The organism is Aeromonas sp. 602658 (assembly GCF_049173005.1).
GTDB lineage: Bacteria > Pseudomonadota > Gammaproteobacteria > Enterobacterales > Aeromonadaceae > Aeromonas > Aeromonas veronii_A.
This window is the reverse complement of sequence record NZ_JAAKRF010000026.1, coordinates 1-16,680: the sequence shown is the minus strand read 5'-3', so window position 1 is coordinate 16,680 and position 16,680 is coordinate 1. Positions and strand designations below refer to the sequence as shown.

The following is a 16,680-nucleotide window of genomic DNA, read 5'->3' as shown; positions in this document are numbered from 1 at the left end:
GTTGCGAAGCGGATTGGCAGCATCCTTAACCGGCTTGATGTGCCAAAGGTAACTGTTGGCTCCTGCTGTAGTGATGGTCGGGTTGCAGCTGTTTCCGGCGCGTCCGGCATCACATTTCTGCCATATATTCCTGTTATGCTGGCAGATTGGCGAATTGTAATCGGTTTTTAAATCGACTAAAAACATATGGTTACGATATTTATGAGATCCATTCTCATACTTTTTTAATATTGTGCTCCCATACCTCCTTGGTAGACTCAGTCGGCCAGATTAGGTGGTTTACAGGTTCAAGGAAGAGCACACAATGAAAGCCGCATGCCCGATCGCACTGGTCACTGAAAATAATGTGCAGGCCAGCACATTTGCTGCCTATCTCATCTCTCATTTGAGCCGTCCCGTCCAGCTAATCCACGAGATTAATCAGCTAGATAACCAGTGTGACGGCACGCTGTTTCTCATCGATCTCGACTATATCCGCTCTGGCCAGTCACTGGGCTGGAACCGGGCGATCTCCGAACGCTTTGGCATGGCGACCACCGTGCTGCTCAATGCTCCTACTGCGACGGATCGCGACCTGCTGCTGATGTGGCCGCAGATCTGTGGTCTGTTTTTCCGTCAGGATCCGCTCGACCGACTGGTTGCCGGGTTGCAGAAAATCCTGTTGGGCGAGTACTGGATGCCGCGTCACCTGCTGTGCGAGCTGGTCGAATACTATCGCCAGGGCAATAGCTACCTGCTGCGTAACGACACCCTGCTGACCGCCAGAGAGCAGGAGATCATCCGTTATCTGATGACGGGTGCCTCCAATGTCGAGATCGCCGACAGCCTGTTTGTCAGCGAGCACACCGTCAAATCCCACCTCTATAACGTCTTTAAAAAGCTGAATGTGAAGAACCGGATCCAGGCGGTGAGCTGGGCCAAAGAGTATCTCGATGCTCCGGACTCCCACTGATGAAAGCGTTCTCTCTGGCATGTTGCCTTGTGCTGCTCTGGGGCTTCACGACCGTTGTGGCGGCCGAGGCCGATGCTCCGCTGGAGTCGGTACAGCCGGAGCAGGAGAGTGATCGGCTGGATGTAGATGGTTTGGTGCTGGACCGCACTTTTACCCGCTTCGGTCAGGGCTTTTATAACGAATTTACCCGGTTGCGCAGTGATGAAGACCCGAATGCCAGAGAAAATCTGACGATTCATGAGCGCCCGACTGCTCGCTGGGGCAGCCTGATCTGGATCACCCATAACCGGAAGGTGATTTTTAAAACCGCGCTCTCTCCCGGCCGCAATCAGCAGGAGCAGAGTGCCAAACTGGCTTGGTCACAGGTCAGGCAGACCCTCGAACAGCAGAAGATCGCGACCCTGTTCATGGATACCTTCGATTTGGAACATGATGAACTATAAGGATATTTCTCATGCGTGCCCGGTTATGGCTAGTTGCAGCACTGATAGCGCCAGCGCTCCATGCGTCGGAGCTTGTCTATCGCCCCGTCAACCCCAGCTTTGGGGGTAACCCTCTCAACAGCAGTCATCTGCTTGGCACCGCCAATGCGCAGAATGATTACAAGGATCCCGCCAGTGGCAGTGGTAGCAGCGGCACCTCGGCGCTGGATCGCCTGACCTCCAACCTGCAATCCCGCCTGATCAGCCAGCTGTTGGCCGATATCGGCAAGGATGGCAGCCAGAGCGGCAGTCTGGTGACCGATGATTTTGCCATCAATGTGGTGGATGAAGATGGCACCCTGGTGGTTTCGATCACCGACCGGGTGACCAACCAGACCACCATGATCGAAGTGAATGGCCTGATTGCTGATTGAGGGCGCGATGAAACGACAACTGTTATTGATAGTGCCCCTGCTTGCGCTGGCTGGCTGTGCGACCCATATTGGCTCGCCCGTTGCCGATGAGAAGGCAACCCTGATGCCGCGATCCGTCTCTTACAAGGAGCTGATCAGTCTGCCCAAGCCAAAAGGGAAAATTGTCGCGGCCGTCTACGATTTTCGCGATCAGACCGGTCAGTACCTGCCCGCACCGGCATCCAACTTCTCCACGGCGGTCACCCAGGGCGGGGTAGCCATGCTGAGCACGGCTTTGTGGGATTCCCAATGGTTTGTGCCTCTGGAGCGGGAGGGGCTGCAGAACCTGCTGACCGAACGCAAGATTGTGCGGGCGGCCCAGAACAAGCCCAACGTTCCCGGCAACAATGCCAATCAACTGCCCTCGCTGGTCGCCGCCAACATCCTGATCGAGGGGGGGATCGTCGCCTATGACAGCAATGTACGAACCGGTGGGGCGGGAGCCAAGTATTTTGGCATTGGCGCCAGCGGGGAGTACCGGGTCGATCAGGTGACGGTCAATCTGCGTGCCGTCGATATCCGTTCAGGCCGGATCCTGAACAGTGTCACCACCTCCAAGACAGTATTGTCGCAACAGGTGCAGGCCGGGGTATTCCGCTTCGTCGAGTACAAGCGCCTGCTGGAGGCCGAGGCCGGTTTCAGCACCAACGAACCGGTACAGATGTGTGTCATGTCGGCTATCGAGTCCGGAGTGATCCGGCTGATAGCCAATGGTGTACGGGACAATCTGTGGCAACTGGCCGACCAGCGGGATATCGACAATCCGATCCTGCAGGAGTACCTGCAAGACAACGCCCCGCTGCTTTGAGTTTTCCCTCTCTCGCAATGCCCTCCCTAGTGGAGGGCTTTTTTTTGGCCTCTATCGAATACGACTTAAGACTTTCTGCTCAGCGACAGGGCGGTGTTTTTCATCCTCGAATCAGCGGAGTGCCTGATAGGCCGCCTCTTGTCTGACAGGGATACTGTGGGCGTTTTCCAACAAGGCGATGGCGCGATGAAACATCTGTTGAGTGCTCTCTTTTTTCTGCTGATATCGGGCGCCCCGCAACTCGCCGCAGAGCCTGCCGTCTTTGATGAGCTGGCGATGGCAAGCGAGCTGGATTCCGGTCTGCAGAACGACGGGAATCAGGCGCTGTTGTGGCAACTCGGTAGCGAGCAGCAACTGCACCTCACCCAACAAGGGGAGCTGAATCAGGCGCGCCTGCTGCAACAGGGTTGGGCCAATGAGTTGGCGCTCTCCCAGGTAGGAGATGAGAACTGGGTCAATGGTGCGCAACTGGGTGAGGGCAATAGCGCCGAACTCTATCAGGCGGGCATCAATAACCGGATTTGGCTGCTGCAACAAGGCAGCGGCAATGAAGCCTGGATCAGTCAGCAAGGGGCAGACAATCAGGCCCGGGCGATCCAGCTGGGTGATGGCAATCAGGCCAGCATCGAGCAGAACGGAATCGGATTAACGGCCACCGTCATCCAGATGGGGGCCAATCAGCAAGTAAATGTCGTTCAAACCAACTGAGCCTAGGCTCAACCATTAGCACGAGAGGGAAATCATGTTTAAACGTACCATCATTGCCTCGGCAGTTCTTCTGGCGACCAGCACCGCTTGGGCGGCATCTACTGGCAACCAGGCTACGGTGAACCAGGCCCAGAGCGGCAATATCGCCACCATTAACCAGGTGGTGGGAAGCGTCGATAACAAGGCTAACATCGATCAAGCTGGTAACAACAACACAGCTGTTACCACTCAAAAGAATACCGGCCAGTCAGATGCCGATACTCGGCAGGTAGGTGACAGTAACGAGGGTTACATCTTGCAACAAGGTGACACTAACCTCTCCAAAGCCTCCATCGATACAAAGGGGAACGACAACTTTGCTGATGTGATTCAGCAATTTGAGAATGGCGGTGCGGTTGCCGGGGTTGTGCAGGATGGGGATCGCAACGACGCCAAGATCAAGCAAGATAATGGTGACTTAGCTGACTCCAGGATCACTCAAATCTCGGATGGTAATCGGGCTGTCATTAATAACCAGATATCCGATTTCGCTCGGGCGAGTGTACAGCAGCTAGAAGGGGGGGCTCACCAGGCTGACGTGACCCAGACAGCGGCTGATGGAGCCAACGCCGAAGTGGTACAACGTGGAGAGAGCAATATCACCAAGGTGCTGCAGGCAACCGGTAACTATGACTATGCACCGGCGGAAGGAACATCTGCAGTGGTGACTCAGAGTGGTTCTTTGAACAATGCAGACGTCACTCAATACGATAGTGCCAACGTAGCGACTGTTGAGCAAAGTGGAACCCGCGGTGAAGTGGTGACTCTGCAGCAAGGGTCTGATGCCGGGAATGGCAACGGCCTGTTGGCCAAACAGTCTGGAACCGGGGAGTTTGCTGACCTGACACAGGATGGTAATCGCAACCGGATTGAGACCGACCAGCAAGGTACTGGCAATGATGCCTTGGTCAACCAGACAGGTGATGACAACAAGGCCGTGGTCAACCAGTTAGCCAGCAGTACCGATGGTGCGGTCACCATTGATCAGGTAGGTAATGACAACTATGCCAATGCAGTGCAACAAGCAGGCAGCGGCAATACCATCGATATCGACCAGAACGGAACTGGCAACCAGGTTGCCTCTGCTCGTGATAGTGAAGGCAAAGGCGCCTGGACCTGGGGCTCGGACAACGAGCTGGTCGTTGCTCAGAAAGGCACTGACAACTGGGCCTATGCCGATGCGTCTCACTCTGAGTCTGTGGTCAAAGTGACCCAGGATGGTGAGTTGAACAATGCCAAGGTTGAGTCCTACTTGGGTAGCGAGAACAAGCTCACCGTGACCCAGAACGGCGCTGAGCACGAGGCCAATGTCTACGTCAATGCTGGGGTTGGTGGGGGGCGCAACACCGTTGATGTGGTGCAAAACGAAAGCTTTAATACTGCCAATGTGACCGTATTGGGCAGCGATAACCATGCCTATGTCTATCAAGGGGCTGGTAGCAACTGATGGTCATCTCCGGATTCAGGGGCCTGCGGGCCCCTCTTTTATTGGTGCTGCTCTGTGGGTTGATGCTGGTTCATCGCGTCGCTTCCCCAGCAAGCGCCAGGGGAAACGAGAGGGAGCCCGATCCGTCGATCCGCTTGTCCCTCAATATTGCGCAGAACGAGCAGGGGCTGTCACTTGCACCGACGCTGTTCAGCAAGCGCGACGTGACGGTGAGTGTCAGGTTGCTGGTGCGCAGCGAAGGGGCGGCCGGGAGCACGACTCAGCGCCAGAGCCGTAATCTGTCGCTGCAGGCTGGAGTGGTCATGGCGGTTGGCAAAATAGGGCTGGGTTTGCGTTGCCCCTATCGGGTCGAGGTCACCGCCCGGATATGGCAAAACGAGCGGCTGCTGGTGGAGAAAACAGAGCAGATGGCGTGCGCCGGATGATGCGCATTTCCTCTCATGACTGTCTATTCATCCAGTAGTCTCTATGCCATACTGACTCGCTCAGGTTTCTGTATCGAGCGTGCAACAAGATGGAAAAGATCGTGGTCCGGGGTGCTCGCACCCACAACCTCAAGAACATCAATCTGACCCTGCCCCGCGACAAGCTGATCGTGGTCACCGGCCTCTCCGGTTCGGGCAAATCCTCTCTGGCGTTCGATACCCTCTATGCCGAGGGGCAGCGCCGCTATGTGGAGTCCCTCTCCGCCTATGCCCGCCAGTTCCTCTCCTTGATGGAGAAGCCGGACGTCGACCATATCGAGGGGCTCTCGCCCGCCATCTCCATCGAACAGAAGTCCACTTCCCACAACCCGCGCTCGACCGTCGGTACCATCACCGAGATCTACGACTACCTGCGTCTGCTGTTTGCCCGGGTTGGTGAGCCGCGCTGCCCGACCCACGCCATTCCGCTCGCCGCCCAGACCATCAGCCAGATGGTGGATCAGGTGCTGGCCCAGCCGGAGGGGAGCAAGCTGATGCTGCTGGCCCCGGTGGTGCGCGATCGCAAGGGGGAGCACACCAAGCTGCTGGAGAACCTGGCGGCCCAGGGCTACATCCGTGCCCGTATCGACGGCGAGGTGTGCGATCTCTCCGACCCTCCCGCGCTGGAGCTGCACAAGAAGCACACCATCGAGGTGGTGGTGGACCGCTTCAAGGTGCGCGATGACCTTGCCTTGCGTCTGGCCGAGTCGTTCGAGACGGCGCTGACCCTATCCGGTGGTATCGTGTTGGTGGTGCCGATGGATGGCGAGGAGGGGGTCGATCCCATGACCTTCTCCGCCAACTTCGCCTGCCCGGAGTGCGGCTACTCCATGTCGGAGCTGGAGCCGCGCATCTTCTCTTTCAACAACCCGGCCGGTGCCTGTCCCACCTGTGATGGTTTGGGCGTGCAGCAATATTTCGACCCGGCCAAGGTGATCGGCGATCCGGCCATCAGCCTGGCCAACGGCGCCATCCGTGGCTGGGACAAGCGCAGCTTCTACTACTTCCAGATGCTGAAATCTCTCTCCGAGCACTACAAGTTCGATCTGGAGACGCCGTGGGAGGATCTGCCGCTCAAGACCCAGGAGGTGATCCTGCGTGGCTCCGGTCGCACCGAGATCGAGTTCCGTTACATGAACGACCGCGGCGATGTGGTGGTGCGCAAGCACCCGTTCGAGGGGATCCTGCACAACATGGAGCGGCGCTACCGGGAAACCGAGTCCAATTCGGTGCGTGAAGAGCTCTCCAAATACATCGCCAACAAGTCTTGCTCAAGCTGCGGTGGCAGCCGGCTGCGGGAGGAGGCGCGCCACGTCTTCGTCGACAACCGCAACCTGCCGGCCATCGCCGAGCAGTCCATTGGCGATGCGCTCGCCTTCTTCGAGGGGCTGAATCTGACCGGCCAGCGCGCCCAGATCGCCGAGAAGATCCTGAAAGAGATCGTCGAGCGGCTCGGCTTCCTGGTAAACGTTGGCCTTAACTACCTGAGCCTGTCGCGCAGTGCCGAGACCCTCTCCGGTGGGGAAGCGCAGCGCATTCGACTGGCCAGCCAGATCGGTGCCGGTCTGGTGGGGGTGATGTATGTACTCGACGAGCCCTCCATCGGCCTGCACCAACGCGACAATGAACGGCTACTCAAAACCCTCACTCATCTGCGTGATCTCGGCAACACGGTGATCGTGGTGGAGCACGACGAGGACGCTATCCGCCTTGCGGACCATGTGCTCGATATCGGCCCGGGAGCCGGGGTACACGGCGGGGCCATCGTCGCGCAGGGTACGCCGGAGGAGATCATTGCCAATCCCGAGTCACTCACCGGTGACTACCTCTCCGGTCGCAAGCAGATCGCCATTCCTGCCGAGCGCACGCCGCTCATCGGCAAGTGGTTGAAGCTCAAGGGGGCGAGCGGCAACAACCTGCGCAACGTCAACCTGGATCTGCCGATCGGAGTGATGACCTGCGTCACCGGCGTCTCCGGCTCCGGCAAGTCGACCCTGATTAACGATACCCTGTTCCGCATTGCTCACCGCGAGTTGAACAAGGCCACCGAATCCACCCCGGCGCCTTATCGCAGCGTGGAGGGGCTGGAACATCTGGACAAGGTGGTGGATATCGACCAGAGCCCCATCGGTCGTACCCCACGCTCCAACCCGGCCACCTACACCGGCCTGTTTACCCCGATCCGCGAGCTGCTCTCCGGCACTCAGGAGGCGCGTTCCCGAGGCTACCAGCCGGGCCGCTTCTCCTTCAACGTGAAAGGGGGCCGCTGCGAGGCGTGCCAAGGGGATGGAGTCATCAAGGTGGAGATGCACTTCCTGCCGGACGTCTACGTACCGTGCGACGTCTGCAAGGGCAAGCGCTACAACCGCGAGACGCTGGAGGTGAAGTACAAGGGCAAGAACATCCACGAAATCCTCGAGATGACGGTGGAAGATGCCCGCGAGTTCTTCGATCCGGTACCGGCAGTGGCGCGCAAGCTGCAGACCCTGATGGACGTGGGCCTCTCCTATATCCGCCTCGGCCAGTCGGCCACAACCTTGTCTGGCGGTGAGGCACAGCGGGTCAAGCTGGCGCGGGAGCTCTCCAAGCGGGATACCGGTCAGACTCTCTACATTCTGGACGAGCCGACCACCGGGCTGCACTTCCACGATATCCAGCAGCTACTCAAGGTGCTGCACCAGCTGCGGGATCGTGGCAACACCATCGTCATCATCGAGCACAATCTGGATGTCATCAAAACTGCCGACTGGATCGTCGATTTGGGTCCGGAGGGGGGCGCCGGTGGTGGCCGCATTCTGGTGACGGGGACGCCGGAAGAGATTTGCACCAATAAAGAGTCTCATACAGCTCGTTTTTTGCGGCCACTATTGGCGCGATAAGCCGTTATAATCGAGGGGCCTTTGGCCCCTTTTTGTTATAAAAATCGGGAGCATAGGGGGAAGCTCGTCAAGTGTGGGCAGGCTTGGCATCTCAGCATCATGGTAATGGATATATCGGGTTATGGCTCAGGCTCCGCGTACGATTGATCATCAGTTGGCTTACTCCATGCTCCCTATCTGGCTGGGGGCTATCCTGCTATTGCTGGTCCTGCTGGCGTGGGCCCAGATCCCGGCAGCCAGCCGGATTGAAGAGCAGCGAATGAAGGAACATCTGCTGCGCGTGACCAAGGCGGTGCAGGCGGATGTGGCCGCTCTGGACGCATTCAGTCGTGATTGGGGCATCTGGGATGACAGTCACCGCTTTATGGGCAACAAAAGCAGGACATATATCGAATCCAATCTGCTTAGTGATATGCCAATGCAGGACTTTCGCCTTAATCTGATGAGTTTCATTGACCTCACTGGTTACGAGGTCTGGACGCGCACTCTGCTGCCTGATGCGCCGGGGATCAACCCTGATCAGTTTCCCTATTTCCTTGATGAGCTGAAAAAGCAGTTGAGAGCCCGGTCAGTGGCGCAAGGAGGTATCAACGTGCACGGCATCAGAGCCTCCCAATGGGGACCGCTGATGTATTCGTGGCAGCCGATCAGAAACAGTGACGAGTCGGCACCGTTCAACGGTTTCTTGCTGGTTGTTCGTTGGCTCGACAAGGCCTACCTCGAGCAAGTATCGGAGCGTACCGCGCTGCCACTGGCGATCTCCCACGCCAATCTGGATGTCACAGCTACCTTCAAACCACTGAAACCGCAAATAACGTATCGCCTGATCGACCTGGGGCTGACCCGGCTCAGGGGAGAGGTGCGACTGCTCAACAGCGATAACCAGCCGGTACTGACCCTGGTGATTGAGGAGGAGAGAAAGATCTTGAGTGGCGTCATGGAGGGGGCGCTCTGGACCTTTATCGGCATGCTGTTTATCAGTTTTATCTGCGTCATGATCGCCATGTACCGGCTCAACAGCATTGTGCTTACCCCGTTGCAGCAGCTGGTATCGGCGCTGCAACGCTTTGGCGATCGGCCAGATGCCACCTTGATCCCCTATATCGACAGCAGCGCCGAGATGGCGACCCTGAGCAGCAAGTTCAAGGAGATGGCCAGCAAGGTTAGTCAGCAACACGATGATTTGTTGGAAAAATCCAGCCAGATGGAGATGGCTGCATTCACCGATCCCTTGACCCGTTGCTTCAATCGTCGCTATCTCGATGGTTGGTTGCAGGCCAACCGGGCCAAACCTTGTCTGTTATTGCTGCTGGATCTGGATCATTTCAAGCGGATCAATGACCGCCTTGGCCATGACATCGGGGATCTGGTGCTGAAACAGTTGGCGGATCTGATGCGCAAGGTGGTGACAGGAGAGCGCGAGCCGATCATCCGGCTGGGCGGGGAGGAGTTCTTGTTGCTGCTACAAGTGGATGACGAGCAAGAGTTGGCGTTGCGGGTCGAATATCTGCGCCAGCGTGTCGCTCAGCACCGCTTTGGCAGAGAGGATGCGCCACTCTGGTTGACGGTGTCTCTGGGGTTCTGCCGCTATCCGTTGCACCCGGAGTGTCCGGATTCATTCTGGAGTCACAGCTTCAAACTGGCGGACATGGCGCTGTATCAGGCCAAAGTCGGCGGGCGAAATCGGTGGTGTGGCTACGCTGGTAGCCTCTCTGTGGAGGGAATGGGCCAGACTCCGGAACAGCTTGCCGAAGGGGGGCATATCACCCTGCTGCACTCTGTCAATCCGGATTAACCCTGCCGTACCAATACCAGATAGGCCAGAGCGACAATAAAACCGAGCAGGATAAAGAGAAAGGATCCGATTCCCCACACGGCCGCGAGAAAGGCCCCCACCTTTTGCCATTTCGACTCATTTTTCATAAATAAACCATTACTTCCCAGTAACTTGCATGGCGCAAAAAATACGCTGATTTGCCCACATTAACAACAATTAATAGCCACTCTGCCGCGCAATAAGATGTGGTTTGTTTGCTCCTTTTGGCGCTGGATGCGGGTAGTAACAACCTGTCGAAACAGGTATTTCAGCTTGTTGTCTGGGGGCTCAACGAGATTGAGATGGCGCGTAAAGATGTCACACCAATCGATTTATTTCTGTGCAACCTTTGCTCCAAGTCAATAACTTTGCATTTACAAGGGCATATAGTCAGCGGGCTTACAGCATCAAATGAAAACAAAAAAAGGGATTACGTGATGAAAAAATTACTTCCTCTGATGATTGCCGCTGCAGTGACCTCTCCTTTCGCCATGGCCCATCAGGCTGGTGATATTCTGGTTCGTGGTGGTTTGGCATTTGTATCGCCGCAGGAAAGCAGCACGCCTGTAGAGCTGGAAATTAATGACAACATGCAATTGGGATTGACTCTCTCTTACATGATTACTGATAACTGGGGTGTCGAATTGCTGGCTGCAACCCCCTTCTCTCATTCAGTCAAACTGGGTGGCGCTGAAGTTGCCAAGATCAAGCATCTGCCGCCGACTCTGATGGGTCAGTACTATTTTGGCGATGCTCAAAGCAAGGTTCGCCCGTATGTCGGTATTGGCGTGAACTACACCACCTTCTTTGATGAAGAGGGTCGTGGTGCACTGTCAGGAACCGATGTCAAAGTCGATGACTCCTGGGGTGTTGCCGGACAAGTTGGTATCGATATGGCGATCACTGACCGCTGGTTTGTCAACGGTTCAGCCTGGATCATGGATATCGATACCGATGTGCATACTGCGATTGGCACCATTAATACCAAGGTCGACCCGATGGCCTTTATGGTGGGTGTTGGCTACCGCTTCTAATGATTCTGACTGCGGCTCTGATCGGACCGCGGAAGATAGCAAAGTACGTCTCTTTCAGCCCGGCTTTTGCCGGGCTTTTTTCGTATTGCTGATTTTGTCTGGACTGTGATCCAACCCGATACAAATCAATTAAATCCCTGTCGCTTTATTTCAGTTATTCGCCACCCTTGCCGATAGTGACTATGTTCACTTTACCTTCCCCCAATGAGTGAGGATGTCTCCATGGGCTTATCTATTGTGCAGCGGATCATCGCCGGATTCGTGTTGATGCTGCTGTTGCTGATCCTGCTTGGTGTGATCAGTACCTTTAAAATCAAGGGTATAAATGACGGCCTCTCTGCCGTATCTGACCGGGCAACCCCGCTGGTAGTGGCTGTCGCAGGTCTAAAGGGGGCACTGCAGGATAGTAACCGCTGGGTGCTGGTCTACCGCACCAGTGAAGATGCCGCCCAGTTGCCGCAGCTGGCCAATCAGTTCAAGGAGCAGCAGAACCGCTTCGCCCAGCTGAGTCAGGAGATGGGTAAATTTACCGACGTAGCGGATGCTCGTGCCCGCTTCCAACAGGTCGAGAGTGCTACCACCCAATTTTATGGCTTGGCAGATCAGGTGTTGGCCCAGCATCGGCAGTGGGTCAGCGCGCTGGAGCAGCGCCACAAGCTGGAGATGGAATTTATCCGCCTTGAGGATACCTACCAGTGGGCGGCAGATCTGCTGCTGCAACAGACCGCCAGCAAACGCTCCATGCGCAACAAGGCGGAGCTTATTACCTCGGGTATCGCCCGCGATCTGAAGAATATTCGCCGTGCCGATGCCAAAACCGACCTGAACGAGCTGGAAAAGGTACTCAGCAAGGATATCGAGATGGCCCGCAAGCGGTTGGAGCGGGTAGTGGTGCCCGATGATGTAAAAGCGCGCTTTGTCTCCAATCTGGATCGGATGCAGGAGTTGGCGCTCGGCGCTCAGGGCTTGCTGGCGACCATGCGTCAGGCTCAGCAACTGGAGCTGTCGCTGGCCACGCAAAATCAGCAGCTGGATGCCAGTCTGGTCAACAGCCTCAATTTGCTCGATGAGATGGGCAAGTCCGCCGGTGCCATCGCTAGCGATAGTCGGATCAACGCCGATGCCGCGGTCAGCAGTGCCAGCTTCTGGATCCTGGTGGTTGCCGCGATGTCGGCCGCTGCCGCACTGGTGATCGGCTATACCACGGCGCGCAGCATTCAGCGCCCGTTGCAGATGATCAACAAGGAGCTCGATTGCATGGCGGCCGGCGACATGACCCGCCGCATCAACTACCGCAGCAGTTGCGAATTTGGCAGCCTCTCTCGCTCCATCGATACGCTGGCGGGCAAGACCGGCGAGCTGCTCTCTCAAATCAATGCGGGCTCCCGTCATCTGGTGGATGAAGCGAGCCGCGCCGCCGAGATCAGCGAACGGGCCATGTCCCGGGTACAGGAGCAGAAGAGCCAGACCGATCAGGTGGCCGCCGCCATTACCGAGCTGGAAGTGAGCGCCACCGAGGTGGCCCGCTCTACCGATGGCACCAAGCGGGAAGTGGATCTGGCCGATGAAGAGGCGCGCAATGGTCGCCAGAAAGTGGCCACCACTCGCCGGATCACCGAGCAGCTGGCTGGCGCCATGGAGGAGGCGGTCGGGATCACCTACAAGCTGGGCGAATTCAGCAACAACATCGGCAGCATTCTCGATGTGATCCGCAGTATTGCCGAGCAGACCAACCTGCTGGCCTTGAACGCCGCCATCGAAGCTGCCCGTGCTGGCGATGCCGGCCGCGGTTTCGCGGTGGTAGCCGATGAGGTGCGGGCGCTGGCCAATCGCACCCAGACTTCGACCGAAGAGATCCAGGGGATGATTGAGAATCTGCAGAACTCCAGCAAGCATGTGGTTGAAGTGATGGGGCGTAGCCAGGAGCAGACCCAGAGCTGTGTTGAGCAGACTCGCGAGATGGATGTGGCGCTGCAATCCATTGCTGATCGGATGGGTGCCATCAAATCGATGGCTGATCAGGTGGCCCATGCCGCTCAGGAGCAGATCTCCGTCAGTCAGGGGGTCGCTCGTCATATCGCCGGTATTGCCGATGTGGCATATGAGACCGAGCGGGAGGCGCGCGAATCCGCCAGCAGCAGTGAAGTACTGGCCGACCTGGTCGCCAAACAGCAGCAATTGATCGCACATTTCAAGGTCTAGGAGGGCTTATGTCTAAAAAGTGGATTGGAGCCCTGAGTCTCCTGTTGTGTGGCCAGCTGATGGCCAGCGAGCTGGTGATTGAAAGCTGGCGAACCGATGACAAGGCGTTGTGGGAGCAGAAAATTATCCCGGCCTTTGAAGCGGCGCATCCCGGTATCAAGGTGAGTTTTCATCCGGTACAGAACGTTAACTACATGCCCACCCTGTGGGAGAGCCTGAAAGGCGGTAAGGCGGGGGATCTCATTACCTGTCGTCCGTTTGATGACTCGCTCGCCCTGTTCAAGGCGGGCCATCTGGCCGAGCTGACCGAAATGGCAGGGATGGAGAACTTCCCGAGTTTTGCCCAGTCACCCTGGCAGACTGACTCCGGTGCCCAGACCTTCTGCGTACCCATGGCCTCGGTGATTCATGGCTTCTTCTATAACAAGAAGATCTTCAGTGAGTTGGGGCTCACCTTGCCGCAAACCCGCGATCAGTTCTTTGCCGTGCTGGACAAGATCAAGGCCGACGGTCGCTATGTGCCGCTGGCCATGAGCGGTTCCGAGAGTTGGGTTGCCTCCGAACTGGGGTTCCAGAACATTGGCCCCAACTACTGGAAGGGAGAGGACGGCCGTCTGGCACTGATCGGCGGGCAGGAGCGGTTGGACAACCCGCAATATGTGAAGGTGTTCGATGAGCTGGCGCGCTGGCGCTCCTACCTCGGTGAAGGTGGCGAGAGCCGCGATTATGCGACCAGTAACGAGCTGTTCACCTCGGGCAAGGCCGCCTTCTACGTGGCGGGCTCCTGGGAGATTGCCCCCTTCACCGGCAAGGTCGATTTTGGCGTCATGCGTCCGCCGGTGGCCAAACAGGGTGATGGCTGTTTCTTTACCGACCACACCGATATCGGTATGGGGATGAACCCGGCCAGCAAGAACAAAGAGGGGGCAATGGCCTTCCTGCAGTGGCTGACGACGCCGCAATTTGCCGAGCTCTATACCAACTCGCTGCCGGGATTCTTCTCCCTCTCCAACCACTTCTTCGATGTCACCAATCCGGCGGCCAAAGAGATGATGGAGTGGCGCGATCTGTGTGACTCCACCATTCGGGTGGCGACCCAGATCCTCTCCCGTGGTACGCCCAAGTTGGGGGATGAACTGGCAGAGGTGAGTCAGGCTGTGCTGCTTGGCAAGATGGAGCCCAAAGCTGCCGCGGATCGACTGGAAAGTGGTTTGAAGGGGTGGTATGCCCCTCATCAGGGCAATAAGGCCAAGAGCGCGGATTGTCAGTGTGATACGGTTGCCCCTGCCTCGGTTTCAACACCGACAGCTGAGGTGTCAGCAGCCCCCGCGACCAGTGAAACACCGGCCGTGGTGGCACCAGCTGTGACTCCCGCAGAACCCGCATCAGCGGCCGCTGCCCCATTACCGGCGCCGTCGGATGAGGTGGAGCAGGCGCTTTCCAACGAGCTGGAGGCGCCACAGCAGCCACAGCAATAGGTCATCTGCATCAATAAGAGCGGGAGGCATCAGCCTCCCGTTTTTTTATGGCTCGCGGCCAGCAGGTATCGCTTTATTGTGCTTCGTGGGGCCAGCGGCAGAGGCTGCCGATGCGGGCTACCGGGGCAAACCCCAGAGAGCGGTAAATGCGCTGGGCATGGTAGTGCTCGTCAGCCACTATGATGAGTTGTTTGGCGCGGGACAATCCTGCGCGAGCCACTTGACTCAGCAGCTGGCTGCATAACCCCTGGTTGCGCCAGGCATGGTGCGTGCGTACCAACTGGAAGCGCCCAAGTGTGCCGCAAAAGAAGAGGCCACAGCTAGCGACCAGTTGCCCCTCTTGCCAGATCCCCCACCAGTCCCCGAGACCATCGGCAATCATGGCCTGATAGAGCGCCTGACGGGATCGAAGATAGGGGAGGTAACTCTGTTCCGAGTGCCCCTCATCCCGCTCATGGAGTTCGAAGTCGAGCCACTCAGGCCAATCAGCAGTGGTGAAGGTGCGTGCCTCAACCTTGTTCATGTCGTCGTGAGGAGGTGGGCAGCTCTGTTCATCCAGCGCCAGTACCACGCACTCCATATATTGGTAACCCGTTGCGACAAAACCTGCGATCCGGCTGTTTTGTCCGGCTGCGAGTGGCCATTGGAAGGTGCGGTGGCGCACCCGAGGATCCTGGCCGATCAACTGATCGAATGCGGCTTCCAGCCAGCCTTTGTCGCGGTCGCTGGGCGGGGTGGGGAGCAGCAGGTAGTTGCCGAAGTAATAGTCGGGAGCATCCGGCGTGCGAACCGCCCAGAACTGCTCATGCTGGGTTACCTCGCCCTGGTAGCGATCGAACAGCAAGTCGGTGGCAAAGCCGGGGTGGGTATCCATGATGGTGCTCCTGCAAAGACTCATTCTGTTATCGGCAGGAGTGGGAAATAGATGAAAAGGGGCCGGAGAAACCTCCGGCCAAACAATCACACGCAGATTCAGAACGTCCAGGACGATCTACCCCCATCATAACTCGACTGGGGCGATTTTGGGATGGGCACTTTTCGGTTACGTACCGTTAATTTTGTAAATATGAAGTTCGTCAGATCGGATGTGAGGTAAATCCCTGTTGACTTTGTGTCGTTTTGCTCATAAATATAAAGACGTTTAGACGTCCAAACATCCGTTTTGACGTAGGCAGATGGATTGCAGGACAGGGAGAAGAGCAGATGGGATTTCACAGTGCACGTCAGGTTGAGGCGCTCAACCAGAGCTTGGCAGATTTGAATGGCGATATATCGGTCAGTTTCGAGTTTTTTCCGCCCAACAGTGAAGGGATGGAGAATACCCTCTGGCAGTCCATCGAACGGCTGAAAGTGCTGGAACCCAAGTTCGTCTCCGTCACCTATGGCGCCAACTCTGGCACCCGTGATCGCACCCACAAGGTGATAAAGGACATCAAGGAACGGACAGGCCTGATTGCGGCGCCGCACCTGACCTGTATCGATGCCAGTCGCGACGAGCTGCGCACCATCGCCCGCGATTACTGGAACAGCGGCATTCGCCATATTGTGGCTCTGCGCGGTGACTTGCCGCAGGGGTTGGAGAAGCCGGATATGTATGCCACCGACCTGGTTGCCCTGCTCAAGTCAGAGGCGGACTTCGATATCTCGGTTGCTGCCTATCCGGAAGGGCACCCGGAGGCCAAGAGTGCGCAATCCGACCTGCTCAACCTCAAGCGCAAGATTGATGCCGGTGCCAACCGCGCCATCACCCAGTTCTTCTTCGATGTGGAGACCTATCTGCGATTTCGGGATCGCTGCGCTGCCATCGGTATCGATGCCGAAATCGTGCCGGGGATCCTGCCGGTCTCCAACTATCAGACCCTGGCCAAGTTTGCCGGTTTTACCAACGTGAAGATCCCGCGCTGGATGCATCAGCGTTTCGAGGGGCTGGATAACGATCAGATGACCCGCAATCTGGT

14 protein-coding genes are annotated in these 16,680 nt (G+C 57.2%); 13 read left to right on the top strand and 1 reads right to left on the bottom strand.

From position 1 onward, the window contains the following. Positions 1–304 precede the first annotated feature (304 nt). From G5253_RS15670 to G5253_RS15615, 12 genes are all read left to right on the top strand, one after another. Positions 305–952 carry a LuxR C-terminal-related transcriptional regulator gene (locus G5253_RS15670; protein ID WP_042080923.1) on the top strand — a complete coding sequence of 216 codons (648 nt, stop codon included), beginning with the start codon at positions 305–307 and terminating at the stop codon, positions 950–952. Further along, on the top strand, positions 952–1,395 hold the full coding sequence (locus G5253_RS15665) for a curli production assembly/transport protein CsgE (protein WP_201952785.1): 444 nt from the start codon (positions 952–954) through the stop codon (positions 1,393–1,395). Before G5253_RS15670 ends, G5253_RS15665 begins: the two co-directional genes overlap by 1 nt. Before the next feature lie 11 nt (positions 1,396–1,406). Beyond that, positions 1,407–1,808 (top strand): curli assembly protein CsgF, encoded by a 402-nt coding sequence (locus G5253_RS15660; protein WP_042063493.1) that lies wholly within the window; start codon positions 1,407–1,409, stop codon positions 1,806–1,808. 7 nt (positions 1,809–1,815) lie between these two features. Further along, on the top strand, positions 1,816–2,655 hold the full coding sequence (locus G5253_RS15655) for a CsgG/HfaB family protein (protein ID WP_005355003.1): 840 nt from the start codon (positions 1,816–1,818) through the stop codon (positions 2,653–2,655). A 186-nt stretch (positions 2,656–2,841) separates the two neighbouring features. Next, positions 2,842–3,363 carry a curlin gene (locus tag G5253_RS15650; RefSeq protein ID WP_201952781.1) on the top strand — a complete coding sequence of 174 codons (522 nt, stop codon included), beginning with the start codon at positions 2,842–2,844 and terminating at the stop codon, positions 3,361–3,363. A gap of 34 nt (positions 3,364–3,397) precedes the next feature. Next, on the top strand, positions 3,398–4,849 hold the full coding sequence (locus G5253_RS15645) for a curlin (protein WP_227341854.1): 1,452 nt from the start codon (positions 3,398–3,400) through the stop codon (positions 4,847–4,849). A 134-nt stretch (positions 4,850–4,983) separates the two neighbouring features. Continuing rightward, positions 4,984–5,274 (top strand): curli-like amyloid fiber formation chaperone CsgH, encoded by a 291-nt coding sequence (csgH, locus tag G5253_RS15640; protein WP_266134879.1) that lies wholly within the window; start codon positions 4,984–4,986, stop codon positions 5,272–5,274. 89 nt (positions 5,275–5,363) lie between these two features. Further along, the gene (gene uvrA, locus G5253_RS15635) at positions 5,364–8,192 is read left to right on the top strand and encodes an excinuclease ABC subunit UvrA (RefSeq protein WP_266134878.1); all 2,829 of its coding nucleotides are present in this window, start codon (positions 5,364–5,366) and stop codon (positions 8,190–8,192) included. A 121-nt stretch (positions 8,193–8,313) separates the two neighbouring features. After that, a complete protein-coding gene (locus G5253_RS15630; RefSeq protein ID WP_266134877.1) occupies positions 8,314–9,987 on the top strand; it encodes a diguanylate cyclase in 1,674 nt (557 codons plus the stop codon). A 458-nt stretch (positions 9,988–10,445) separates the two neighbouring features. After that, positions 10,446–11,042 (top strand): OmpW family outer membrane protein, encoded by a 597-nt coding sequence (locus G5253_RS15625; protein ID WP_005340187.1) that lies wholly within the window; start codon positions 10,446–10,448, stop codon positions 11,040–11,042. Between the two features lie 222 nt (positions 11,043–11,264). Next, entirely contained in the window at positions 11,265–13,244 is a 1,980-nt protein-coding gene (locus tag G5253_RS15620) for a HAMP domain-containing methyl-accepting chemotaxis protein (protein ID WP_201952765.1), read from the top strand. 8 nt (positions 13,245–13,252) lie between these two features. Beyond that, positions 13,253–14,722 (top strand): ABC transporter substrate-binding protein, encoded by a 1,470-nt coding sequence (locus tag G5253_RS15615; protein ID WP_266134876.1) that lies wholly within the window; start codon positions 13,253–13,255, stop codon positions 14,720–14,722. A 73-nt stretch (positions 14,723–14,795) separates the two neighbouring features. Here the strand turns inward: G5253_RS15615 and G5253_RS15610 are convergent, their stop codons facing one another. Then, positions 14,796–15,596, bottom strand: a complete 801-nt coding sequence (locus tag G5253_RS15610) for a GNAT family N-acetyltransferase (RefSeq protein WP_201952761.1) — start codon at positions 15,594–15,596, stop codon at positions 14,796–14,798. A 329-nt stretch (positions 15,597–15,925) separates the two neighbouring features. Between G5253_RS15610 and metF the strand changes: the two genes are divergently transcribed. Beyond that, positions 15,926–16,680 (top strand): methylenetetrahydrofolate reductase (gene metF / locus G5253_RS15605; protein ID WP_421203699.1); only part of this gene is annotated, 755 nt, incomplete at its 3' end.

Bases quoted from the DNA above. Each gene is read 5' to 3' on its own strand.
- G5253_RS15670 (WP_042080923.1), top strand. From the start codon at position 305: ATGAAAGCCGCATGCCCGATCGCACTGGTCACTGAAAATAATGTGCAG.
- G5253_RS15665 (WP_201952785.1), top strand. From the start codon at position 952: ATGAAAGCGTTCTCTCTGGCATGTTGCCTTGTGCTGCTCTGGGGCTTC.
- G5253_RS15660 (WP_042063493.1), top strand. From the start codon at position 1,407: ATGCGTGCCCGGTTATGGCTAGTTGCAGCACTGATAGCGCCAGCGCTC.
- G5253_RS15655 (WP_005355003.1), top strand. From the start codon at position 1,816: ATGAAACGACAACTGTTATTGATAGTGCCCCTGCTTGCGCTGGCTGGC.
- G5253_RS15650 (WP_201952781.1), top strand. From the start codon at position 2,842: ATGAAACATCTGTTGAGTGCTCTCTTTTTTCTGCTGATATCGGGCGCC.
- G5253_RS15645 (WP_227341854.1), top strand. From the start codon at position 3,398: ATGTTTAAACGTACCATCATTGCCTCGGCAGTTCTTCTGGCGACCAGC.
- uvrA (WP_266134878.1), top strand. From the start codon at position 5,364: ATGGAAAAGATCGTGGTCCGGGGTGCTCGCACCCACAACCTCAAGAAC.
- G5253_RS15630 (WP_266134877.1), top strand. From the start codon at position 8,314: ATGGCTCAGGCTCCGCGTACGATTGATCATCAGTTGGCTTACTCCATG.
- G5253_RS15625 (WP_005340187.1), top strand. From the start codon at position 10,446: ATGAAAAAATTACTTCCTCTGATGATTGCCGCTGCAGTGACCTCTCCT.
- G5253_RS15620 (WP_201952765.1), top strand. From the start codon at position 11,265: ATGGGCTTATCTATTGTGCAGCGGATCATCGCCGGATTCGTGTTGATG.
- G5253_RS15615 (WP_266134876.1), top strand. From the start codon at position 13,253: ATGTCTAAAAAGTGGATTGGAGCCCTGAGTCTCCTGTTGTGTGGCCAG.
- G5253_RS15610 (WP_201952761.1), bottom strand. From the start codon at position 15,596: ATGGATACCCACCCCGGCTTTGCCACCGACTTGCTGTTCGATCGCTAC.